The sequence below is a fragment of the Enterobacter sp. HK169 genome, assembly GCF_001719105.1.
Taxonomy (GTDB): Bacteria; Pseudomonadota; Gammaproteobacteria; order Enterobacterales; family Enterobacteriaceae; genus Enterobacter; species Enterobacter asburiae_B.
The window spans coordinates 2,136,782-2,156,680 of sequence record NZ_CP017087.1; the positions used below are offsets into that span (position 1 = coordinate 2,136,782).

Sequence of the window (19,899 nt, forward strand, 5' to 3'; positions counted from 1 at the left end):
TAACAGCCAAAACGAATATGGGTCATGCCCTTTTCCGCTCTACGCGCCAAACCGTTCGTATAAGAATGCAGTATAATGTCCCGGCTGATGGTGCTGAACCACTCGGCATTTTGGCACTGGAGCATCAATGAGTATTCAAGAACACGTTATTTTGGTAAACGACCAGGGAATGGTGATTGGCACTCAGGAAAAATATGCCGCGCACACCTTACATACCCCGCTGCATCTGGCTTTCTCCTCCTGGCTTTTTAACGCAAACGGCGAATGTCTGATCACCCGGCGCGCCTTAACCAAAAAAGCCTGGCCCGGCGTCTGGACCAACTCCGTCTGCGGCCACCCGCAGTCCGGCGAAGAGACGATACAGGCGATAATCCGCCGCTGCCGCTTTGAAGTGGGCGCTGAGCTAACCGATATCACCGCCGTCGCCCCTGAATTTCGCTATCGGGAAACCGACCCGTCGGGGATCGTGGAAAACGAAATTTGCCCTGTATTCGCGGCCCGCATCACCAATGACGTGACGATAAACGAAGATGAAGTGATGGACTATCAGTGGGTTGAGCTGGACGCGTTATTCCGCGCGCTGGACGCGACGCCCTGGGCCTTTAGTCCGTGGATGGTTATGGAAGCGACGACCGCCCGCGAAAAACTCAAAGCCTTCGCGGCGCAATAAAAAAGCCCCTTTCGGGGCTTTTTTTACATCTTAACGCCTTATTTCACCGGGCGCATCGCCGGGAACAGGATCACGTCGCGGATGGTGTGGCTGTTGGTGAACAGCATGACCATACGGTCGATACCAATCCCCAGGCCCGCCGTTGGTGGCAGACCGTGCTCCAGCGCGGTCACGTAGTCTTCGTCGAAGAACATCGCTTCGTCGTCGCCTGCCGCTTTCGCGTCAACCTGATCCTGGAAGCGCTGAGCCTGGTCTTCCGCATCGTTCAGCTCGCTAAAGCCGTTGCCGATTTCGCGGCCGCCGATGAAGAATTCGAAGCGATCGGTGATTTCCGGGTTCTCGTCATTACGACGCGCCAGCGGAGAGACTTCAGCCGGGTATTCGGTGATGAAGGTCGGCTGAATCAGGTGCGCTTCGGCCACTTCTTCGAAGATCTCGGTCACGATACGGCCCAGACCCCAGCTCTTCTCAACCTTGATACCGATGCTTTCCGCGATCGCTTTCGCAGAATCGAAGTTATCCAGGTCCGCCATATTGGTTTCCGGACGGTATTTCTTGATCGCTTCGCGCATGGTCAGTTTTTCGAACGGCTTGCCGAAGTCGAAGACTTCTTCACCGTAAGGAACCTGCGTGGTGCCCAGAATGTCCTGCGCCAGAGTGCGGAACAGGGATTCGGTCAGCTCGATCAGATCTTTGTAATCCGCATACGCCATATAGAGTTCCATCATGGTGAACTCTGGGTTATGACGAACGGAGATACCTTCGTTACGGAAGTTACGGTTGATTTCGAACACACGGTCGAAACCACCGACCACCAGACGCTTCAGGTACAGTTCCGGCGCGATACGCAGGTACATGTCCAGGTCCAGGGCGTTGTGATGGGTGATGAACGGACGCGCAGACGCGCCGCCTGGGATCACCTGCATCATTGGGGTTTCCACTTCCATAAAGTCGCGGTTCACCATGAACTGGCGGATACCGGCCATGATCTGGGAGCGAATTTTGAAGGTTTTGCGGGAGTCATCGTTAGAGATGAGATCCAGGTAGCGCTGACGATAGCGCGCTTCCTGATCCTGCAGGCCGTGGAATTTGTCCGGCAGCGGGCGCAGGGCTTTGGTCAGCAGACGCAGCTCGGTGCAGTGGATAGACAGTTCACCGGTTTTGGTTTTGAACAGTTTACCTTTCGCGCCCAGGATATCGCCCAGGTCCCACTTCTTGAACTGCTCGTTGTAGATGCCTTCCGGCAGGTCGTCACGGGAAACGTACAGCTGAATACGGCCACCAACGTCCTGCAAGGTCACGAAGGAGGCTTTACCCATGATACGACGGGTCATCATGCGGCCTGCAACGGCCACTTCGATGTTCAGCGCTTCCAGCTCTTCGTTCTCTTTCGCGTCGAAGTCAGCGTGCAGTTGGTCTGAGGTATGGTCACGACGAAAATCGTTCGGGAACGGCACGCCCTGCTCGCGCAGCGCTGCCAGCTTCTCGCGGCGGGTTTTCAGTTCGTTGTTAAGATCGACTACCGCGTCAGCGCCCTGTGCTTGTTGTTCAGACATGTTGGTTCCTCATAACCCTGCTTTCAAACTTGCTTCGATAAATTGGTCCAGGCTGCCGTCCAGCACCGCCTGCGTGTTGCGGGTTTCAACCCCGGTACGCAGGTCTTTGATGCGGGAGTCATCAAGGACGTAAGAACGGATCTGGCTGCCCCAACCGATGTCGGACTTGTTGTCTTCCATCGCCTGTTTCTCAGCATTTTTCTTCTGCATCTCCAGCTCATAAAGCTTTGCTTTCATCTGCTTCATGGCCTGGTCTTTGTTCTTATGCTGGGAACGGTCGTTCTGGCACTGTGTTACCAGCCCGGTTGGAATGTGGGTAATACGCACCGCTGATTCCGTACGGTTAACGTGCTGACCACCCGCGCCGGATGCGCGATAAACGTCGATACGCAGATCCGCCGGGTTAATTTCGATATCAATATCTTCGTCAACTTCCGGATAAACAAACGCGGAGCTGAAGGAGGTATGACGACGGCCACCGGAGTCGAACGGGCTCTTACGCACCAGGCGGTGAACGCCGGTTTCAGTACGCAGCCAGCCGTAGGCGTAATCGCCAATGATCTTGATGGTGACGGATTTCAGACCCGCAACTTCACCTTCAGACTCTTCGATAATTTCGGTTTTGAAGCCGCGCGCTTCTGCCCAGCGCAGGTACATACGCGTCAGCATGCTGGCCCAGTCCTGCGCTTCGGTGCCGCCAGAACCTGCCTGAATATCGAGATAGCAGTCAGCGCTGTCGTATTCGCCGGAGAACATACGACGGAACTCAAGCTGCGCCAGCTTCTCTTCCAGCACGTCGAGTTCTGCCACGGCTTCGTTAAAGGTTTCTTCGTCGTCGGCTTCGACGGCCAGCTCCAGCAAACCGGAAACATCTTCCAGCCCCTGAGCCATTTGATCCAGCGTATCTACGATAGCTTCGAGAGAGGAACGCTCTTTACCCAGCGCCTGTGCGCGTTCAGGTTCGTTCCAGACGTCCGGCTGTTCCAGCTCGGCGTTTACTTCTTCAAGACGCTCTTTCTTGGCATCGTAGTCAAAGATACCCCCTAAGAACGTCAGAGCGCTCCGTGAGGTCCTGAATACGGTTTTTTACCGGATTAATTTCAAACATGGTCTGTTTTCTTTTATGGACTTGTCAAAATGCGGTGATAAGAGCGGGATTGTACCGAATCCACGCCCTTTTTTATAGAGATTACTGCCGCTAAATTGGCCAGATATTGTCGATGATGATCTGCAGGGTGCGGTTACCGCGAAACTCGTTGATGTCCAGTTTGTACGCCAGCTCGACCTCGCGCACGCCGTTGTCCGGCCATACCGCCGTGTCAACGTTGAAGGCAATGCCGTCCAGCAGCGGTCCACCGCCCATGGGCTCGACCATCACTTTCAGATGACGTTCGCCGACGATGCGCTGCTGCAGCAGACGGAAACGACCGTCAAACAGCGGTTCCGGGAACATCTGCCCCCACGGGCCGGCATCGCGGAGCATTTGCGCCACGTCCATCGTCATTTCAAGCGGTGAGAGCTCGCCATCGGAAACCACTTCCCCCTGCAGCAGGGCCGGGTCAATCCAGTCGGTGACCAGTTCACCAAACAGACGCTGAAACTCGTCGAATTTCGCCTCTTCCAGAGACAGGCCAGCCGCCATCGCATGGCCGCCGAACTTGATCATCAGACCCGGATACAGCGTATCGAGACGCTCCAGCGCATCGCGCATGTGCAGCCCCTGGATTGAGCGGCCCGAGCCTTTCAGCGTGCCGTCACCTGCGGGGGCGAACGCGATCACCGGCCGGTGGAAACGTTCTTTAATACGCGACGCCAGAATGCCCACCACGCCCTGATGCCACTCGGGATGGTACATCGCCAGGCCGCCCGGCAGCGTATCGCCGCTGCGTTCAAGCTTTTCGCACAGGGTCAGCGCTTCGGCCTGCATCCCCTGCTCAATCTCTTTGCGTGTCTGGTTCAGCGCGTCCAGCTCGTTGGCCAGCACGCGCGCTTCACCGATGTTGTCGCACAGCAGCAACGCCACGCCGACGGACATATCGTCCAGCCTTCCGGCTGCGTTAAGACGCGGCCCGAGAGCAAAGCCCAGGTCGCTGGCCGCCAGCTTGAGCGGATCGCGGTTGGCAATCTCCAGCAGCGCCTTGATCCCCGGACGGCACTTGCCCGCCCGAATGCGGCTTAGGCCCTGCCAGGTCAAAATGCGGTTATTGGTATCGAGGGGCACCACATCCGCGACGGTGCCCAGAGCCACCAGATCGAGATATTCGGCAAGGTTCGGTACGGCAATGCCGCGAGAGTCGAACCAGCCCTTATCACGCAGCAGGGTCCGTAACGCCAGCATCAGATAAAACGCTACGCCCACGCCTGCGAGGGATTTCGACGGGAAATCGCAGTCGCGCAGGTTGGGGTTAATAATCGCTTCCGCATCCGGCAGCGTTTCGCCCGGCAGGTGGTGATCGGTGACCAGCACCGGGATCCCCAACGCGTGAGCATGATCGACGCCCGCATGGGAGGAGATCCCGTTATCGACGGTCATGATCATCTGTGCACCACGGGCGTGGGCCTGATCGACCACTTCCGGGCTGAGGCCATAGCCGTCTTCAAAACGGTTCGGCACCAGATACGTGACGTTATCGCAGCCCAACGCGCGCAGGCTGAGCACGCTCAGCGCGGTGCTGGTTGCGCCGTCGGCGTCGAAATCGCCCACCACCACAATCCGCGTTCCCTCTCGAAGCGCGTTGTAGAGCATTTCGGTGGCTTTTTCGATACCGCTCAGCTGCTGCCAGGGCAGCATCCCTTTCACGCTGCGTTCAAGATCCTCAGCGCGACGCACGCCGCGGCTGGCGTAGAGACGCTTAAGCAGCGCCGGGAGATCGTCCGGTAAATCAACGGGTTCAACCGCCTCGCGGCGGCGCAATTTTATCGGGGCTTTCACGCGGATTATTTACCACCAAACTGTTTCTGGTGCGCGTCGAGGAACTCTTTCATCTCTTTTGGTCCCTGATAGCCCGGAACAACATAGCCGTTGCTCAGGACAATCGCTGGCGTACCGCTCACGCCAAACTGCACGCCGAGCGCGTAGTGGTTAGCGATATCAATGTCGCAGGAGGCCGGCTTAACGCCTTTGCCGTTCATCGCGTCGTCAAACGCTTTGTTGCGGTCTTTCGCACACCAGATCGCCTTCATGTCCTGCTCTGGCTGGCTCTGCACGCCCGCGCGCGGGAAGGCCAGGTAACGCACGGTGATGCCCAGCGCGTTGTAGTCTTTCATCTCTTCATGCAGCTTGTGGCAGTAGCCGCAGGTGATGTCGGTGAAGACGGTAATAACGTGTTTTTCCTGCGCCGCTTTATAGACGATCATCTCTTTTTCGAGCGCGTTCAGGTTTTTCATCAGCAGCTGGTTGGTGACGTTCACCGGCTGCGCGCCGCTCACGTCGTACATTGGCCCCTGAATAATGTGTTTGCCGTCTTCGGTGACGTACAGCACGCCGCTGTTGGTCAGTACCGTTTTCATTCCGGCAACCGGTGCAGGCTGAATATCGCTGCCGGTGACGCCAAGCTTAGCCAGCGACTGTTTGATGGCGGCATCGTCCGCATGGGCGAAACCGGTAAATGAGGCTGCCAGCAGGGTGAACAGCGCGAAAGTCTTTTTCATATGTGATCCTGTTACAATTCGTCGGCACTCACGCACGAGGGTGGTGCTGTTGGTGTAGCTGCCGCAGGCGTTCCGTCGCGACATGGGTATAAATTTGCGTCGTGGAAAGATCGCTGTGGCCCAGCAGCATCTGCACCACGCGTAAATCAGCGCCGTGGTTTAACAGATGCGTCGCGAAGGCGTGACGCAATACGTGCGGCGAAAGCTTTTCACTATCGATACCCGCCAGTGTGGCGTAATGCTTGATGCGATGCCAGAACGTTTGCCGCGTCATCTGCTGGGCGCGCTGGCTCGGAAACAGGACGTCGATAGACGTACCATTGAGCAGCCACGGACGACCGTGCTCCAGGTACGTTTCCAGCCAGTAAACCGCCTCTTCACCCAGCGGAACCAGCCTTTCCTTGTTGCCTTTACCAATGACGCGCACCACGCCCTGACGCAGGCTGATGTCGCTCATCGTCAGACCAACCAGTTCCGAAACGCGCAAGCCGGTAGCATACAATAGCTCAAGCATGGCTTTATCGCGTAACTCCAGCGGCAGGTCAACAGCCGGTGACTGTAATAATCTCTCAACTTGTGCTTCGCTGAGATCTTTTGGGAGCCGCTGCGGAAGCTTAGGAGATGCCAGCAGCGCGCTGGGATCGTCTTCGCGAATCTTCTCACGGTAGAGGTGCTGGAACAGCCGACGCATGGCGCTGAGCAAACGCGCGGAACTGGTGGCTTTGTAGCCCCCAGCGATACGTTCCCCCAGCAGCGCCTGCAGGTCGTCACGCTGCGCGCTCGCAAGGGATAACCCCCGGTGCGCAAGCCACTCCACCAGCATGGTGAGATCGCGACGGTAGGCGCTGAGGGTATTCTCGGCCAGATTTTTCTCCAGCCACAGCGCGTCGAGAAACTGTTCGATCAGTGCGAGATCCTTTTCCACATCAGCCCCTTTGATTCTGCAGTCAGGCCATTATGCCTGATTGCGACCGGTTTCTGGTACACTACGCGCAAAGTCAAAGCAAGAATTGAGATAGTTACGCGATGAATATTGGTCTGTTCTATGGTTCCAGCACCTGCTACACCGAAATGGCGGCAGAGAAAATTCGCGACATCATTGGCCCGGAACTGGTGACGTTGCATAACCTGAAAGATGACGCGGTCGCGCTGATGGAACAGTACGATGTCCTGATCCTTGGCATCCCAACCTGGGATTTTGGTGAGATACAGGAAGACTGGGAAGCCATCTGGGATCAACTCGATTCGGTCAATCTCGACGGCAAAATCATTGCCATGTACGGCATGGGGGATCAGTTGGGTTACGGGGAATGGTTCCTGGACGCGCTCGGCATGCTGCATGACAAGCTGGCGCCGAAAGGAGTGTCGTTTATCGGCTACTGGCCAACCGAAGGTTACGAGTTCACCAGTAAAAAACCGATTATTGCCGACGGCGAGCTGTTTGTTGGACTCGCGCTGGATGAAACCAACCAGTACGATCTCAGCGATGAGCGCCTGCAAAGCTGGTGCGAGCAGATTCTGGGCGAAATGGCTGAAAAGTTTAGCTAACGCGCATTACCCCTGCGTCGTCTGTTGCAACAGCATCCGGCGCAGGTCCCGCCACTCGGCAGCATCCATACTGTCAGCCGCCAGCCACAGATGCTGGCAACGCCCGCCGTCCACCTTGCGTAACCGTAACATCATGCCGCAGTTGAGCATCCAGGGCATACCGAGAATATCCCACTCTTTACCCTGCCAGCGCAGGCGGGAATCCATCAGTAATTTAATCTCTCCCTGACGGGCATTAATGCGACGCTGGCTGCGTACGCTGTCAAAAACGACAAACGACAGTAACAGCAGCCACAGCGGCGTATAGCTCAGCGGCCACGGCATCAGTAAAACAAAGGCCGCGACCAGGCCGTGGAGCAATAAAGACATCCACTGCGAGCGCCACGAGACGCGAAGATCAGATTGCCACAGGACCACGTTCCCGATTCCGTGTTTGAATTAATTGCACCATCCGTTGCAACTCGGTGTCGGCGGGTTTGCCGTGGTTCATCAGCCAGTTGAATAAATCCGGATCGTCAGACTCAAGCAGGCGAACAAACAGACGCTTATCATCATCGCTTAAGCTGTCATACTCATATTCGAAGAAAGGCATGATGGAAATATCAAGTTCACGCATGCCGCGACGGCACGCCCAGTGAATACGGGCCTTGTTGTTAATATCCATGTTCAGTTTCCTGCATTACGTTTGGCACAGTCGGTACCCCGTTCAGTGTTCTTTATTTCTCTACGGGGACACCAGCTAGTGTAACGTGTTTTTGACCGTTTCATTACTGGAATATTGCGATCGCCGAGCAGGCTTCCAGAATAATCCCTACAAAGACAGCGGATTACATTATTTTGCGTAGCGCTACGCATAACCGGTTTAGGGCACAAATGGTCTGTTGAAAGCGCTTGCATTGCCTGCAGGCTCTTTTACCATTAGGCATTATCAAAGCGTTAAGCAATTCAGGATATCGTTATGGCATTTACACCATTTTCTCCTCGCCAGCCCGCCGCCTCTGCGCGTCTGCCGCTGACGCTTATTTCTCTTGATGACTGGGCGCTGGCAACGCTCTCCGGTGCCGACGCCGAAAAATATCTGCAGGGCCAGGTGACCGCCGACGTCAGCCAGATGACCGAACACCAGCACCTGCTGGCCGCGCATTGCGACCCAAAAGGCAAAATGTGGAGCAACCTGCGACTCTTCCGCCGTCAGGACGGCTTTGCTTTTATTGAGCGCCGCAGCCTGCAAGAGGCCCAGCTCAAAGAGCTGAAGAAATACGCGGTCTTCTCCAAAGTCACTATCGCCCCGGACGACGAACATGTCCTGCTGGGAGTGGCCGGTTTTCAGGCGCGTGCGGCGCTGAAAAATCTCTTCAGCGAGCTGCCGGATGCAGAAAAGCAGGTGGTCAGCGAAGGCGCGACCTCCATCCTGTGGTTTGAACACCCTGCGGAGCGTTTCCTGTTAGTCACGGATGCGGCAACGGCCGAACGCGTGACAGAAGCGCTGCGCGGCGAAGCGCAGCTCAACAACAGTCAGCAGTGGCTGGCGCTGAATATCGAAGCGGGTCTGCCGGTGATTGACGCCGCAAACAGCGCGCAGTTCATTCCTCAGGCAACGAACCTGCAGGCGCTGGGGGGTATCAGCTTTAAAAAGGGCTGTTATACCGGCCAGGAGATGGTGGCGCGTGCAAAATTCCGCGGAGCTAACAAACGAGCGCTGTGGACGCTGGCGGGCCATGCCAGCCGTGTACCTGAAGCGGGTGAAGACTTAGAGCTGAAGATGGGTGATAACTGGCGCCGCACCGGCACCGTGTTAGCCGCCGTACAACTCGATGATGGACGTCTTTTGGTACAGGCCGTCATGAACAACGACATGGAAGCCGATAGCGTGTTCCGCGTGCGTGACGATGCGAACACGCTGAGCATCGAGCCGTTGCCATATTCGTTAGAAGAGTAATCGTATCCAGGTGCCCTCCCTCTCCCTGTGGGAGAGGGCCGGGGTGAGGGCAACCGCCCGCACGGTGGAAAAAACTACACCTGCCCCACGTACAAATAGATCGCCAAAAAGTGGCATACGCTGCCGCCCAGCACAAAGCCGTGCCAGATGGCATGGTTGTACGGGATACGCTTGCAGACGTAGAAAATTACACCGAGCGAGTACACCACGCCGCCTAAGGCCAGAAGCGTTACGCCCCCTACCGACAGTTTGACCGCCAGTTGATACACCACAATCAGCGACAGCCAGCCCATTGTCAGATAGGTGACCAGTGACAGCACCTTAAACCGGTGCGCGATGGTCAGCTTAAACAGGATCCCCAGCAGTGCCAGGCTCCAGATAACAATCATCAGGCCGCGCGACAGCGGTGAGTTGAGCCCCACCAGCAAAAACGGTGTGTAAGTGCCTGCAATCAGAAGATAGATAGCGCAGTGGTCAAATTTCTTGAGCCACATCTTGGCCCGCTGATGCGGGATCGCGTGATACAGCGTCGACGCCAGGAACAGCAGGATCATACTCCCGCCATACAGGCTGTAGCTGGTAATGGCCATCGCGCTGGCATTGGCGTCCACCGCCTGCACCAGCAATAACACTAAACCGACAATCCCAAACACCAGGCCAATGCCGTGGCTGATGCTGTTGGCTACTTCCTCAGCCAGCGAATATCCCTGTGCGATTAATGGTCTGCTCACCATACAAAACTCCGGGAAAACAAAAGATGATTATTCATCGCATAACTATGCTAACTGAGAATGATTCCAGTGAACACCTGTTAGCTAAAATAAAGTTAAACATAACGTTTCTAAATTACAATCAGACAGTTACACTTTAATTTCAGCGAACGTGCGTTTCGATTTCAATTATAAACATTTAAAATCAATTACATAAAACTGGTTCTGCCTGGGGTAGATCTCTGCGATCACGCTTTTCAATGCATCCAGGGTCATGTTCTCCTGTTCAGCATGTTTTTGCGTCAATGTGTCGAACGTAACGGTTGACGTTCCTGTTACTTCAATGGCGCAAAAATAACCATCATCCTCATAACGCCCCACCCGCAGGATATCGCCGGTTTTGAAATGGGATTCACTTTTATCCCGGATAGTGATGGTTTTACGCCCGGCCAGGATGTCGTCCTGAAAGCGCTGAAAAAAAAGTGATGTCGTTTGGCTGCATGTTATTATTCCCTGAAGAAAAGTCTGATGAGTGAGTGTAGCCATTGTGAGCATGTTCTCCCATTCCGCCATTGCCAGTCTCAATAACCTGGAGATGATGGTCTACAACTATGTCATAAAAAATCGTGACAAAGTGATGTACATGACCATCCGCGAGCTGGCGGATGCGGCAGACGTCTCAACCACGACTATCCTGCGCTTTTGCCGCAAGCTTAACTGCGAAGGGTATTCTGAATTTCGGGTGCGCTTTAAGCTTTATCTTGAACAGAACGAGCCCCAGCAGGCGAACTTCGGTGCCAGCGAAATTATCAGCTTTTTTAAAAGCGTGAATAATGAAGAGTTCGATGCGTTATTAGATAAGGCGGTTGATATTATTTTATCGTCAGAGCGAATTATATTTGTCGGTGCCGGAACATCGGGTTCGCTGGCAAAATATGGCGCACGCTTCTTTTCTAATATCGGGAAATTCAGTAACCATATTGATGACCCTTATTTCCCGGTCACCAATGATATGGCGAAAAATGCGCTGGCGATTGTGCTTTCCGTCTCGGGCGAGACCGAGGAGATCCTGCGCTTCGCCAGCCAGTTCAGCCTGCATCACTGCAAGGTGCTCTCGATAACCAGCCATGAGCACTCGCGTCTCGCAAAACTGGCGGACTTTAATCTCTCCTGGCATGTTCCTCAGACGCGTATTGCAGGCGTCTACGACATCACCACGCAAATTCCCGTCATTTATATTCTGGAGTCTCTCGGACGTAAACTGGCGAAGAAACTCACAGAATAAAACACCCTGTTTTTTTGATGTGACAAATCACATTTACTGTGAATTGTTATATCGTGACATTCAATTTCGCTTTGCTAGACTCGATGCCAATAAGCCATTTATTGAGAAGAGCAGCGATGAAAAAATTAACCTTACCAAAAGATTTTTTATGGGGCGGCGCGGTTGCCGCTCACCAGGTTGAAGGCGGCTGGAACAAAGGCGGAAAAGGGCCAAGCATTTGTGACGTATTGACCGGCGGTGCGCACGGCGTCCCGCGCGAAATCACCCAGGAAGTAGTGCCGGGTAAATACTACCCAAACCACGAGGCCATCGACTTCCACGGCCACTATAAAGAAGACATCAAGCTGTTTGCCGAGATGGGTTTCAAGTGCTTCCGCACCTCTATCGCCTGGACGCGCATCTTCCCGAAAGGTGACGAAACGCAGCCAAACGAAGAGGGGCTGAAGTTCTACGACGACATGTTCGACGAGCTGCTGAAATACAACATCGAACCAGTGATCACCCTTTCCCACTTCGAAATGCCGCTGCACCTGGTGCAGGAGTACGGTAGCTGGACCAACCGTAAAGTGGTCGATTTCTTCGTGCGCTTCGCGGAAGTGGTTTTTGAGCGCTACAAAAACAAGGTCAAATACTGGATGACCTTCAACGAAATCAATAACCAGCGTAACTGGCGCGCGCCGCTGTTCGGTTACTGCTGCTCGGGCGTGGTCTATACCGAACATGACAATCCGGAAGAGACCATGTACCAGGTCCTGCACCACCAGTTTGTGGCCAGCGCCCTGGCGGTGAAAGCCGCGCGCCGCATCAACCCGGAGATGAAGGTCGGCTGCATGCTGGCGATGGTGGCGCTCTATCCGTTCTCCTGCAAACCGGAAGACGTGATGTTCGCCCAGGAATCCATGCGCGAGCGCTATGTCTTTACCGACGTCCAGCTGCGTGGTTACTACCCGTCCTACGTGCTGAACGAGTGGGAGCGCCGCGGCTTCTCCATCAAAATGGAGGCAGGCGACGAGCAGATCCTGCGTGAAGGTACCTGCGACTACTTAGGTTTCAGCTACTACATGACCAACGCGGTGAAAGCGGAAGGCGGTACCGGCGATGCGATTTCCGGCTTCGAAGGCAGCGTGCCGAATCCGCACGTGAAAGCATCCGACTGGGGCTGGCAGATCGATCCGGTAGGCCTGCGCTATTCCCTGTGCGAACTGTACGAACGTTATCAGAAACCGCTGTTTATCGTGGAAAACGGGTTCGGCGCCTACGATAAGGTGGAAGAAGACGGCAGCATCAACGACGACTATCGCATCGACTACCTGCGTGCCCACGTGGAAGAGATGATCAAAGCCGTGACGCACGACGGCGTGGATCTGATGGGCTATACGCCATGGGGCTGCATCGACTGCGTGTCGTTCACCACCGGCCAGTACAGCAAGCGCTACGGCTTTATCTACGTGAACAAGCACGACGACGGCACGGGCGACATGTCGCGTTCCCGCAAGAAGAGCTTTAACTGGTATAAGGAAGTGATTGCCAGCAACGGCGAGAATCTTTAACGCCGGGCGGCGCTACGCTTGATCCCCTCTCCCTTTGGGAGAGGGTTAGGGTGAGGGGTTTACTTCCCGCCCGCCAACTCAATAAAACTGCCCGTTACGTACGACGCCTTCTCGCTCAGCAGCCAGACAATCGCCTGCGCCACCTCTTCCGGCTGGCCGCCGCGCTGCATCGGCAGCAACGATTTCACGCGATCCACTCGCCCCGGCTCTCCGCCGGACGCATGAATATCGGTATAAATCAGACCCGGACGCACGCAGTTGACGCGAATGCCCTGCGCCGCCACCTCCAGCGATAGCCCGGTTGTCAGCGAATCGACCGCCCCCTTGGACGCGGCATAATCCACATATTCACCCGGCGCGCCCAGGCGCGACGCGGCGGAAGAGACGTTCACTATCGCCCCACCCTTGCCGCCATGCCTGAAGGACATGCGTTTTACCGCTTCCCGGCAGCAGAGAAAGTAGCCCGTGACGTTGGTCGCCAGGACGCGGTTAATGCGCTCAGCGGAGAGGTTCTCGATAGTGGATTGCTCAAACAGAATGCCCGCATTATTGACCAGCGCACGAAGCGGCTCGCCTTCACGATCGAGGCTGTCAAACATCGCCAGCACCTGGGCTTCATCACTGATATCCGCGCGGACGGCAAAGGCTTTACCGCCCGCTTCAACGATCTGGTTGATCACATCCGTCGCGGCTCTAATGTTGTGATGATAGTTCACCGCCACGGTGTAGCCTTCGCGCGCCAGCTGCAGCGCGGTGGCTTTCCCAATGCCCCGGCTGGCGCCGGTGACCAGTGCTATTGCCATTTTCTTCTCCCAATAAAAAAGCCGGGTGGCGGCTTCGCCTTACCCGGCCTTTATGACTACACCAATAATATTACTGGTATTCGCTCATCGGCACGCAGGAGCAGAACAGATTACGGTCGCCGTAGACGTCATCAAGACGCTTCACGGTCGGCCAGTATTTGTTTGCCACGCCTGCCGGGAAGACGGCCAGCTCGCGGGAATAACCGTGGTTCCACTCGGAGACCATCTCATGCTGGGTATGCGGAGCGTTGACCAGCGGGTTATCTTCCAGCGTCCATTCGCCGTCCTGCACGCGGTCGATCTCCATGCGGATCGCCAGCATCGCGTCGATAAAGCGGTCCAGCTCGGCCTTGCTTTCAGACTCGGTCGGCTCAACCATCAGCGTACCCGCAACCGGGAACGACATGGTTGGCGCGTGGAAGCCGTAGTCGATCAAACGCTTGGCGATATCCAGCTCGCTGATGCCCGTCGCTTCTTTCAGAGGACGAATATCCAGGATGCACTCGTGCGCCACGCGACCGTCGCGGCCGGTATAGAGCACCGGGAAGGCAGACTTCAGGCGAGTCGCAATATAGTTGGCATTCAGGATCGCCACCTGGCTCGCCTGCTTCAGCCCTTCCGCGCCCATCATGCGGATGTACATCCAGCTGATTGGCAGGATAGAGGCGCTACCGAACGGTGCCGCAGAGACCGCGCCCTGACGGGTCAGCATGCCTTCAATCTGCACTACGCTGTGGCCCGGTACAAACGGTGCCAGGTGCGCTTTCACGCCGATTGGGCCCATGCCCGGGCCGCCACCGCCGTGCGGGATGCAGAAGGTTTTGTGCAGGTTCAGGTGCGACACGTCCGCGCCGATAAAGCCCGGAGAGGTAATGCCCACCTGAGCGTTCATGTTTGCGCCGTCGAGGTAAACCTGACCGCCGAACTGGTGCACCACTTCGCACACTTCACGGATGGTCTCTTCGTACACGCCGTGGGTAGACGGGTAGGTCACCATGATGCAGGAGAGCTTGTCGCCCGCCTGCTCGGCTTTCGCACGCAGGTCGACCAGATCGATGTTGCCGTTCTTATCGCACGCCACCACCACCACTTCCATGCCCGCCATTTGGGCAGAGGCCGGGTTGGTACCGTGGGCGGAGCTTGGGATCAGGCAGATATCGCGGTGACCTTCGTTGCGGCTTTCGTGATAGTGACGGATCGCCAGCAGACCCGCGTATTCGCCCTGCGCGCCGGAGTTCGGCTGCATGCAGAGCGCGTCATAACCGGTCAATTTCACCAGCCAGTCGGAAAGCTGGTTGATCATCATATGATAACCTTCCGCCTGCTCTGGCGGGCAGAACGGGTGCAGCTCGGAGAATTCAGGCCAGGTGATCGGGATCATCTCCGCCGCGGCGTTCAGCTTCATGGTGCAGGAGCCCAGCGGGATCATCGCCTGGTTCAGCGCCAGATCCTTGCGCTCCAGAGAGTGCATATAGCGCATCATCTCGGTTTCGCTGTGGTAGCGGTTAAACACCGGATGCGTCAGGATCGCATCGTTACGCAGCATGCTTTCCTGAATGGAGCGGCTGTCGAGCGCGACCTCTTTGTCGAGCGCATCAATGTCCAGACCGTGCGCGTCACCCAGCAACACGCTGAACAGGTTCAGGATATCGTCGCGGGTGGTGCTTTCATCCAGCGTAATGCCGACGGCGTTGTGGATGTCGCTGCGCAGGTTGATCTCTGCTGCATTCGCGCGCGCCAGCACGGCCGCTTTGTCCGCCACTTCCACACACAGGGTGTCGAAGTAGTGAGCGTGGCGCAGCTTAAGGCCTTTCTGCTGCAGACCGCAGGCCAGAATATCAGCCAGACGGTGAATGCGGCTGGCAATGCATTTCAGACCAGCCGGGCCGTGGAACACGGCGTACAGGCTGGCGATGTTTGCCAGCAGCACCTGGGAGGTACAGATGTTGGAGTTCGCTTTCTCGCGGCGGATGTGCTGCTCGCGGGTTTGCATCGCCATGCGCAGCGCGGTGTTACCGGCAGCGTCTTTTGAGACGCCGATGATGCGGCCTGGCATAGAGCGTTTGAATTCATCTTTCGCGCCGAAGAACGCCGCGTGCGGGCCGCCGTAGCCCATCGGCACGCCGAAGCGTTGCGCTGAACCGAATACGATATCCGCGCCCTGTTTACCCGGCGCCGTCAGCAGCACCAGCGCCATAAAATCGGCGGCAACGCTGACAACCACTTTGCGGGTTTTCAGCTCGGCAATCAGCGCGCCGTAGTCGTGTACTTCGCCCGTTGTCCCCACCTGCTGCAGCAGCACGCCGAAGACGTCCTGGTGATCCAGCACTTTGTCGGCGTCGTCGACAATCACGTCAAAGCCGAAGGTTTCCGCACGGGTGCGCACCACGTCCAGCGTCTGCGGATGCACGTCCGCCGCCACGAAGAAGCGGTTGGCATTTTTCAGCTTGCTCACGCGTTTTGCCATCGCCATTGCTTCGGCGGCGGCGGTCGCTTCATCCAGCAGCGAGGCGGAGGCGATATCCATACCGGTCAGATCCAGCGTCACCTGCTGGAAGTTCAGCAGCGCTTCCAGACGGCCCTGAGAGACTTCCGGCTGATACGGGGTGTAAGCGGTGTACCAGCCCGGGTTTTCCAGCATGTTGCGCAGGATAACCGGCGGTAACTGCACGTTGGTGTAGCCCATGCCAATGTAAGACTTATAGCGCTTGTTCAGGCCTGCGATAGCCTTCAGCTCCGCCAGCGCGGCGAATTCCGTGGTGGCTTCCCCCACCTGAGGCGGCGTGGCAAGCTGGATGTCTTTTGGCACAATCTGGCCGATAAGTGCGTTTAATGAATCCGCGCCAACTGTCTTCAGCATCTCCTGCTGTTGCTGAGCATCCGGCCCAATGTGACGTTCAATGAAGGCGCCACGGTTTTCAAGCTGGCTTAAAGTCTGTGTCATGAGCGATGGTTCCTGAAACGTGCAGTGAATTTAAGTTCCCTCTCCCTCTGGGAGAGGGTTAGGGTGAGGGGAAGATGGGCACCCTCGCCCCTGCCCTCTCCCGAAAGGAGAGGGGGATAAACGATTACTCGTCTTCTAACAGTGCTTCGTACGCGGTCGCATCCAGCAGCGCGGCAACCTGAGATTCGTCGCTGGCTTTGATCTTGAAGATCCAGCCGCCTTCATAAGGCTCGCTGTTCACCAGCTCTGGCGAATCGCTCAGCGCGTCGTTGACGGCAACGATTTCGCCGCTCACAGGAGCATAGATGTCAGATGCCGCTTTTACGGACTCCGCCACGGCGCAGTCGTCGCCCGCGCTAACGGTCGTGCCCACGTCAGGCAGGTCAACAAACACCATGTCGCCCAGCAGCTCTTGCGCGTGCTCGGTGATCCCTACGGTGTAAGTGCCGTCCGCCTCTTTGCGCAGCCACTCGTGTTCTTTGCTGTATTTCAGTTCTGCTGGCACATTGCTCATTGAAGTTCTCCTGATAAAAATGATTAGGCGACCGGCTTACCGGCGCGAACAAAAATCGGTTTGGTCACGTTGACCGGCATTTCGCGGTTGCGGATTTGCACCACCGCCGTTTCGCCAATGCCCGCCGGCACGCGTGCCAGTGCAATACTGTAGCCCAGCGTCGGGGAGAAGGTACCGCTGGTGATCACGCCTTCGCGAGGATTGCCGTCAGCATCGGTAAAGCGCACCGGCAGTTCACCGCGCAGCACGCCCTTCTCGGTCATCACCAGACCCACCAGCTGTTCAGTACCCTTCTCGCGCTGCATCTCCAGCGCTTCGCGGCCAATAAAGTCACGGTCAGCCGGTTCCCATGCGATGGTCCAGCCCATGTTGGCGGCCAGCGGAGAGACGCCTTCATCCATCTCCTGACCGTAGAGGTTCATCCCCGCTTCCAGACGCAGAGTATCGCGCGCGCCCAGACCCGCAGGCTTCACGCCCGCTTCCACCAGCGCGCGCCAGAAATCAGCGGCCTTCTCGTTCGGCATCGCAATTTCGTAGCCCGCTTCACCGGTGTAGCCGGTGGTGGCGATAAACAGATCGCCCGCCTGCACGCCGAAGAACGGCTTCATGCCTTCGGTTGCTTTGCGCTGCTCGTCGTTAAACAGAGATGCGGCTTTCGCCTGCGCGTTCGGCCCCTGTACGGCGATCAGCGACAGATCGTCACGGACGGTGATGTCGATGGCATAAGGTTCGGCGTGTTGGGTGATCCAGGAGAGGTCTTTTTCACGGGTGGCGGAGTTGACAACGAGGCGGAAGAAATCTTCAGTGAAGTAGTAGACGATAAGATCATCAATCACGCCGCCCGAGGCGTTCAGCATGCCGGTATAGAGCGCTTTACCCGGCGTCTTCAGTTTGGCAACGTCATTTGCCAGCAGATAACGCAAAAACTCCCGGGTGCGGCTACCGCGCAGATCGACAATCGTCATGTGGGACACGTCGAACATACCGGCATCGGTGCGCACCGCGTGGTGCTCATCAATCTGCGAGCCGTAGTGCAGCGGCATCATCCAGCCATGGAAGTCCACCATGCGGGCGCCGCATAACACGTGTTGTTCGTACAAAGGAGTCTGTTGAGCCATCTTGTCCTCGTTGAAAAATTCACCGTGAAACCCGGTATCGGCCCCGTCACCTGGCGCCGACGCAAACGTTCTCTTTTACCCGAACTTACCACCGAAACCGGCGGTTAACCATAAGGTAAAACGGGTCATCACATTAGCTTATGACCAAAAAACGCTAAAAAGCCTACAGAGTTATTCACTGGAAAAATGCGATTAACCCCGCACAAAATTAACAATAATCTAACAGGATTTAGCACATGGTGATATTTCATGCGGAAAAACGGGCCGAATTTCCGTAACATAAAATCCCGTAGATTAGATTTTCTAATGCGAAAAATGACGTGAAATTAGAATATTTCAAACGAGGGAATTTCCCCGGCGCAGAGGCCGGGAAAATAAAGTGTGACAGGGGTCTAAATTAACGTAGCCAGTCCGGCAGGTCGTTAAGACCCATCGCCTGACGGAGGAGTTGAGGTTTGACGCCAGGAAGCGTATCGGCCAGTTTAAGACCAATATCGCGCAGCAATTTTTTCGCCGGATTTGCGCCGGCAAACAGCTCGCGGAAGCCCTGCATGCCCGCCAGCATCATCGCCGCACTGTGCTTACGGCTGCGCTCGTAGCGACGCAGGTAGAGATGCTGGCCGATATCTTTGCCTTCGCGGTGCAGGCGACGCAGTTCCTCAACCAGCTCCGCCGCGTCCATAAAGCCAAGGTTAACGCCCTGCCCGGCCAGCGGATGAATGGTATGCGCCGCATCCCCCACCAGCGCCAGACGGTGCGCCGCAAACTGACGCGCGTAGCGGCCGGTTAACGGGAACACCTGCCGCTCGCTTTCAAGGGTGCACAAGCCAAGGCGGTTATCAAACGCCATGCACAGCGCCTGGTTAAAGGCATCCGGCGTCGCCTCCTCCATCAGCTGGGCTTTTTCAGGCACCAGGGACCAGACAATCGAGCACAGGTGCGGATCGGCAAGCGGCAGGAACGCCAGAATGCCGTCGTTGTGGAAAATCTGCCGCGCCATGCCGCCGTGCGGCTCCTCGGTACGGATCGTGGCAACCAGAGCGTGATGACGATAGTCCCAAAAGGTCAGCGGGATATCGGCTTTATTCCGCAGCCAGGAGTTCGCACCGTCAGCACCGACCACCAGACGCGCGGTCAGCATGTCGCCGCTCTGTAAGGTGATAAACGCCTCGTTTTCACCCCACGCCACCTGCTGGATCTGCGCAGGCGCAATCAGCGTCACGTCGCTGCACTGCTGCGCTTTCTGCCACAGCGCGTGGTGGATCACCGCGTTTTCGACGATATGACCCAGATGGCTGTAGCCCATGCTTTCATCATCAAAAGCAATATGACCAAAGCTGTCTTTATCCCACACTTCCATGCCGTGGTAGCAGCTGGCGCGCTGCGCCACAATATCTGCCCAGACGCCAAGGTGCGTCAGCAATTTCTCGCTGGCGGCATTGATCGCCGAGACGCGGAGTTCCGGCGGGGCATCTGGCGCAACGGGCTGAGGCTGCTTTTGCTCCAGCACCGCCACGCGCAGGCCGCTGCCCTGTAAACCACAGGCCAGAGCCAGTCCGACCATACCGCCGCCAACGATGGCAACATCAACATTTTGCACGGTGATAACTC

Annotated in this window: 18 protein-coding genes and 1 pseudogene; 5 read left to right on the top strand and 14 right to left on the bottom strand. The window is 56.5% G+C overall.

Translation table 11 applies throughout. From position 1 onward, the window contains the following. Positions 1–127: 127 nt before the first annotated feature. Entirely contained in the window at positions 128–670 is a 543-nt protein-coding gene (idi, locus tag EnteroDNA1_RS10015; RefSeq protein ID WP_033146588.1) for an isopentenyl-diphosphate Delta-isomerase, read from the top strand. A 38-nt stretch (positions 671–708) separates the two neighbouring features. Here idi and lysS read toward each other — a convergent pair whose 3' ends face one another. The 5 genes from lysS to xerD all read right to left on the bottom strand — a co-directional run bounded on the left by lysS (position 709) and on the right by xerD (position 6,802). After that, on the bottom strand, positions 709–2,226 hold the full coding sequence (lysS, locus tag EnteroDNA1_RS10020) for a lysine--tRNA ligase (protein WP_023333300.1): 1,518 nt from the start codon (positions 2,224–2,226) through the stop codon (positions 709–711). 9 nt (positions 2,227–2,235) lie between these two features. Further along, positions 2,236–3,334 (bottom strand): peptide chain release factor 2 gene (gene prfB / locus EnteroDNA1_RS10025; protein ID WP_096151315.1). Its coding sequence is split into 2 segments (ribosomal slippage): positions 2,236–3,258 and positions 3,260–3,334, totalling 1,098 coding nucleotides; the frame shifts between segments, so codons are not numbered across the junction. A 90-nt stretch (positions 3,335–3,424) separates the two neighbouring features. Then, positions 3,425–5,158, bottom strand: coding sequence for a single-stranded-DNA-specific exonuclease RecJ (gene recJ / locus EnteroDNA1_RS10030; protein WP_069303274.1), 1,734 nt, complete (start codon positions 5,156–5,158; stop codon positions 3,425–3,427). Between the two features lie 5 nt (positions 5,159–5,163). Further along, complete coding sequence (gene dsbC, locus EnteroDNA1_RS10035) at positions 5,164–5,877, bottom strand: bifunctional protein-disulfide isomerase/oxidoreductase DsbC (RefSeq protein ID WP_023309097.1); 714 nt, start codon at positions 5,875–5,877, stop codon at positions 5,164–5,166. 28 nt (positions 5,878–5,905) lie between these two features. Continuing rightward, positions 5,906–6,802, bottom strand: a complete 897-nt coding sequence (gene xerD / locus EnteroDNA1_RS10040; protein WP_023309098.1) for a site-specific tyrosine recombinase XerD — start codon at positions 6,800–6,802, stop codon at positions 5,906–5,908. A 101-nt stretch (positions 6,803–6,903) separates the two neighbouring features. On the opposite strand from xerD, the gene fldB reads away from it, so the two are divergent. Next, on the top strand, positions 6,904–7,425 hold the full coding sequence (gene fldB / locus EnteroDNA1_RS10045) for a flavodoxin FldB (RefSeq protein WP_023309099.1): 522 nt from the start codon (positions 6,904–6,906) through the stop codon (positions 7,423–7,425). A gap of 6 nt (positions 7,426–7,431) precedes the next feature. Here the strand turns inward: fldB and EnteroDNA1_RS10050 are convergent, their stop codons facing one another. Both EnteroDNA1_RS10050 and sdhE read right to left on the bottom strand, forming a co-directional pair. Then, the gene (locus EnteroDNA1_RS10050) at positions 7,432–7,842 is read right to left on the bottom strand and encodes a protein YgfX (RefSeq protein ID WP_021242050.1); all 411 of its coding nucleotides are present in this window, start codon (positions 7,840–7,842) and stop codon (positions 7,432–7,434) included. Beyond that, entirely contained in the window at positions 7,823–8,089 is a 267-nt protein-coding gene (gene sdhE / locus EnteroDNA1_RS10055; protein ID WP_010435322.1) for an FAD assembly factor SdhE, read from the bottom strand. The genes EnteroDNA1_RS10050 and sdhE overlap by 20 nt, the downstream gene beginning before the upstream one ends. Before the next feature lie 294 nt (positions 8,090–8,383). Between sdhE and ygfZ the strand changes: the two genes are divergently transcribed. After that, a complete protein-coding gene (gene ygfZ, locus EnteroDNA1_RS10060; protein WP_033146590.1) occupies positions 8,384–9,364 on the top strand; it encodes a tRNA-modifying protein YgfZ in 981 nt (326 codons plus the stop codon). A 74-nt stretch (positions 9,365–9,438) separates the two neighbouring features. Here the strand turns inward: ygfZ and trhA are convergent, their stop codons facing one another. Together trhA and yqfB are read right to left on the bottom strand one after the other, a co-directional pair. After that, positions 9,439–10,098: a PAQR family membrane homeostasis protein TrhA gene (gene trhA, locus EnteroDNA1_RS10065; RefSeq protein ID WP_023309101.1), complete on the bottom strand. Its 660-nt coding sequence runs from the start codon at positions 10,096–10,098 to the stop codon at positions 9,439–9,441. A 165-nt stretch (positions 10,099–10,263) separates the two neighbouring features. After that, positions 10,264–10,576 (bottom strand): annotated as a pseudogene (gene yqfB, locus EnteroDNA1_RS10075) (N(4)-acetylcytidine aminohydrolase). Positions 10,577–10,627: 51 nt separating this feature from the next. Between yqfB and EnteroDNA1_RS10080 the strand changes: the two are divergent. Next, entirely contained in the window at positions 10,628–11,359 is a 732-nt protein-coding gene (locus EnteroDNA1_RS10080) for a MurR/RpiR family transcriptional regulator (RefSeq protein WP_032660101.1), read from the top strand. Between the two features lie 116 nt (positions 11,360–11,475). Continuing rightward, positions 11,476–12,909, top strand: coding sequence for a 6-phospho-beta-glucosidase BglA (gene bglA / locus EnteroDNA1_RS10085; RefSeq protein WP_069303275.1), 1,434 nt, complete (start codon positions 11,476–11,478; stop codon positions 12,907–12,909). Positions 12,910–12,968: 59 nt separating this feature from the next. Here bglA and EnteroDNA1_RS10090 read toward each other — a convergent pair whose 3' ends face one another. The 5 genes from EnteroDNA1_RS10090 to ubiI all read right to left on the bottom strand — a co-directional run bounded on the left by EnteroDNA1_RS10090 (position 12,969) and on the right by ubiI (position 19,888). Continuing rightward, on the bottom strand, positions 12,969–13,712 hold the full coding sequence (locus EnteroDNA1_RS10090; RefSeq protein ID WP_069303276.1) for an SDR family oxidoreductase: 744 nt from the start codon (positions 13,710–13,712) through the stop codon (positions 12,969–12,971). A gap of 70 nt (positions 13,713–13,782) precedes the next feature. Further along, positions 13,783–16,656, bottom strand: a complete 2,874-nt coding sequence (gcvP, locus tag EnteroDNA1_RS10095; protein ID WP_069303277.1) for an aminomethyl-transferring glycine dehydrogenase — start codon at positions 16,654–16,656, stop codon at positions 13,783–13,785. A gap of 124 nt (positions 16,657–16,780) precedes the next feature. Beyond that, complete coding sequence (gene gcvH, locus EnteroDNA1_RS10100) at positions 16,781–17,170, bottom strand: glycine cleavage system protein GcvH (protein ID WP_008499718.1); 390 nt, start codon at positions 17,168–17,170, stop codon at positions 16,781–16,783. Positions 17,171–17,193: 23 nt separating this feature from the next. Then, a complete protein-coding gene (gcvT, locus tag EnteroDNA1_RS10105) occupies positions 17,194–18,288 on the bottom strand; it encodes a glycine cleavage system aminomethyltransferase GcvT (RefSeq protein ID WP_029739208.1) in 1,095 nt (364 codons plus the stop codon). A 397-nt stretch (positions 18,289–18,685) separates the two neighbouring features. Further along, the gene (gene ubiI / locus EnteroDNA1_RS10110) at positions 18,686–19,888 is read right to left on the bottom strand and encodes an FAD-dependent 2-octaprenylphenol hydroxylase (protein WP_069303278.1); all 1,203 of its coding nucleotides are present in this window, start codon (positions 19,886–19,888) and stop codon (positions 18,686–18,688) included. Between the last annotated feature and the right edge of the window lie 11 nt (positions 19,889–19,899).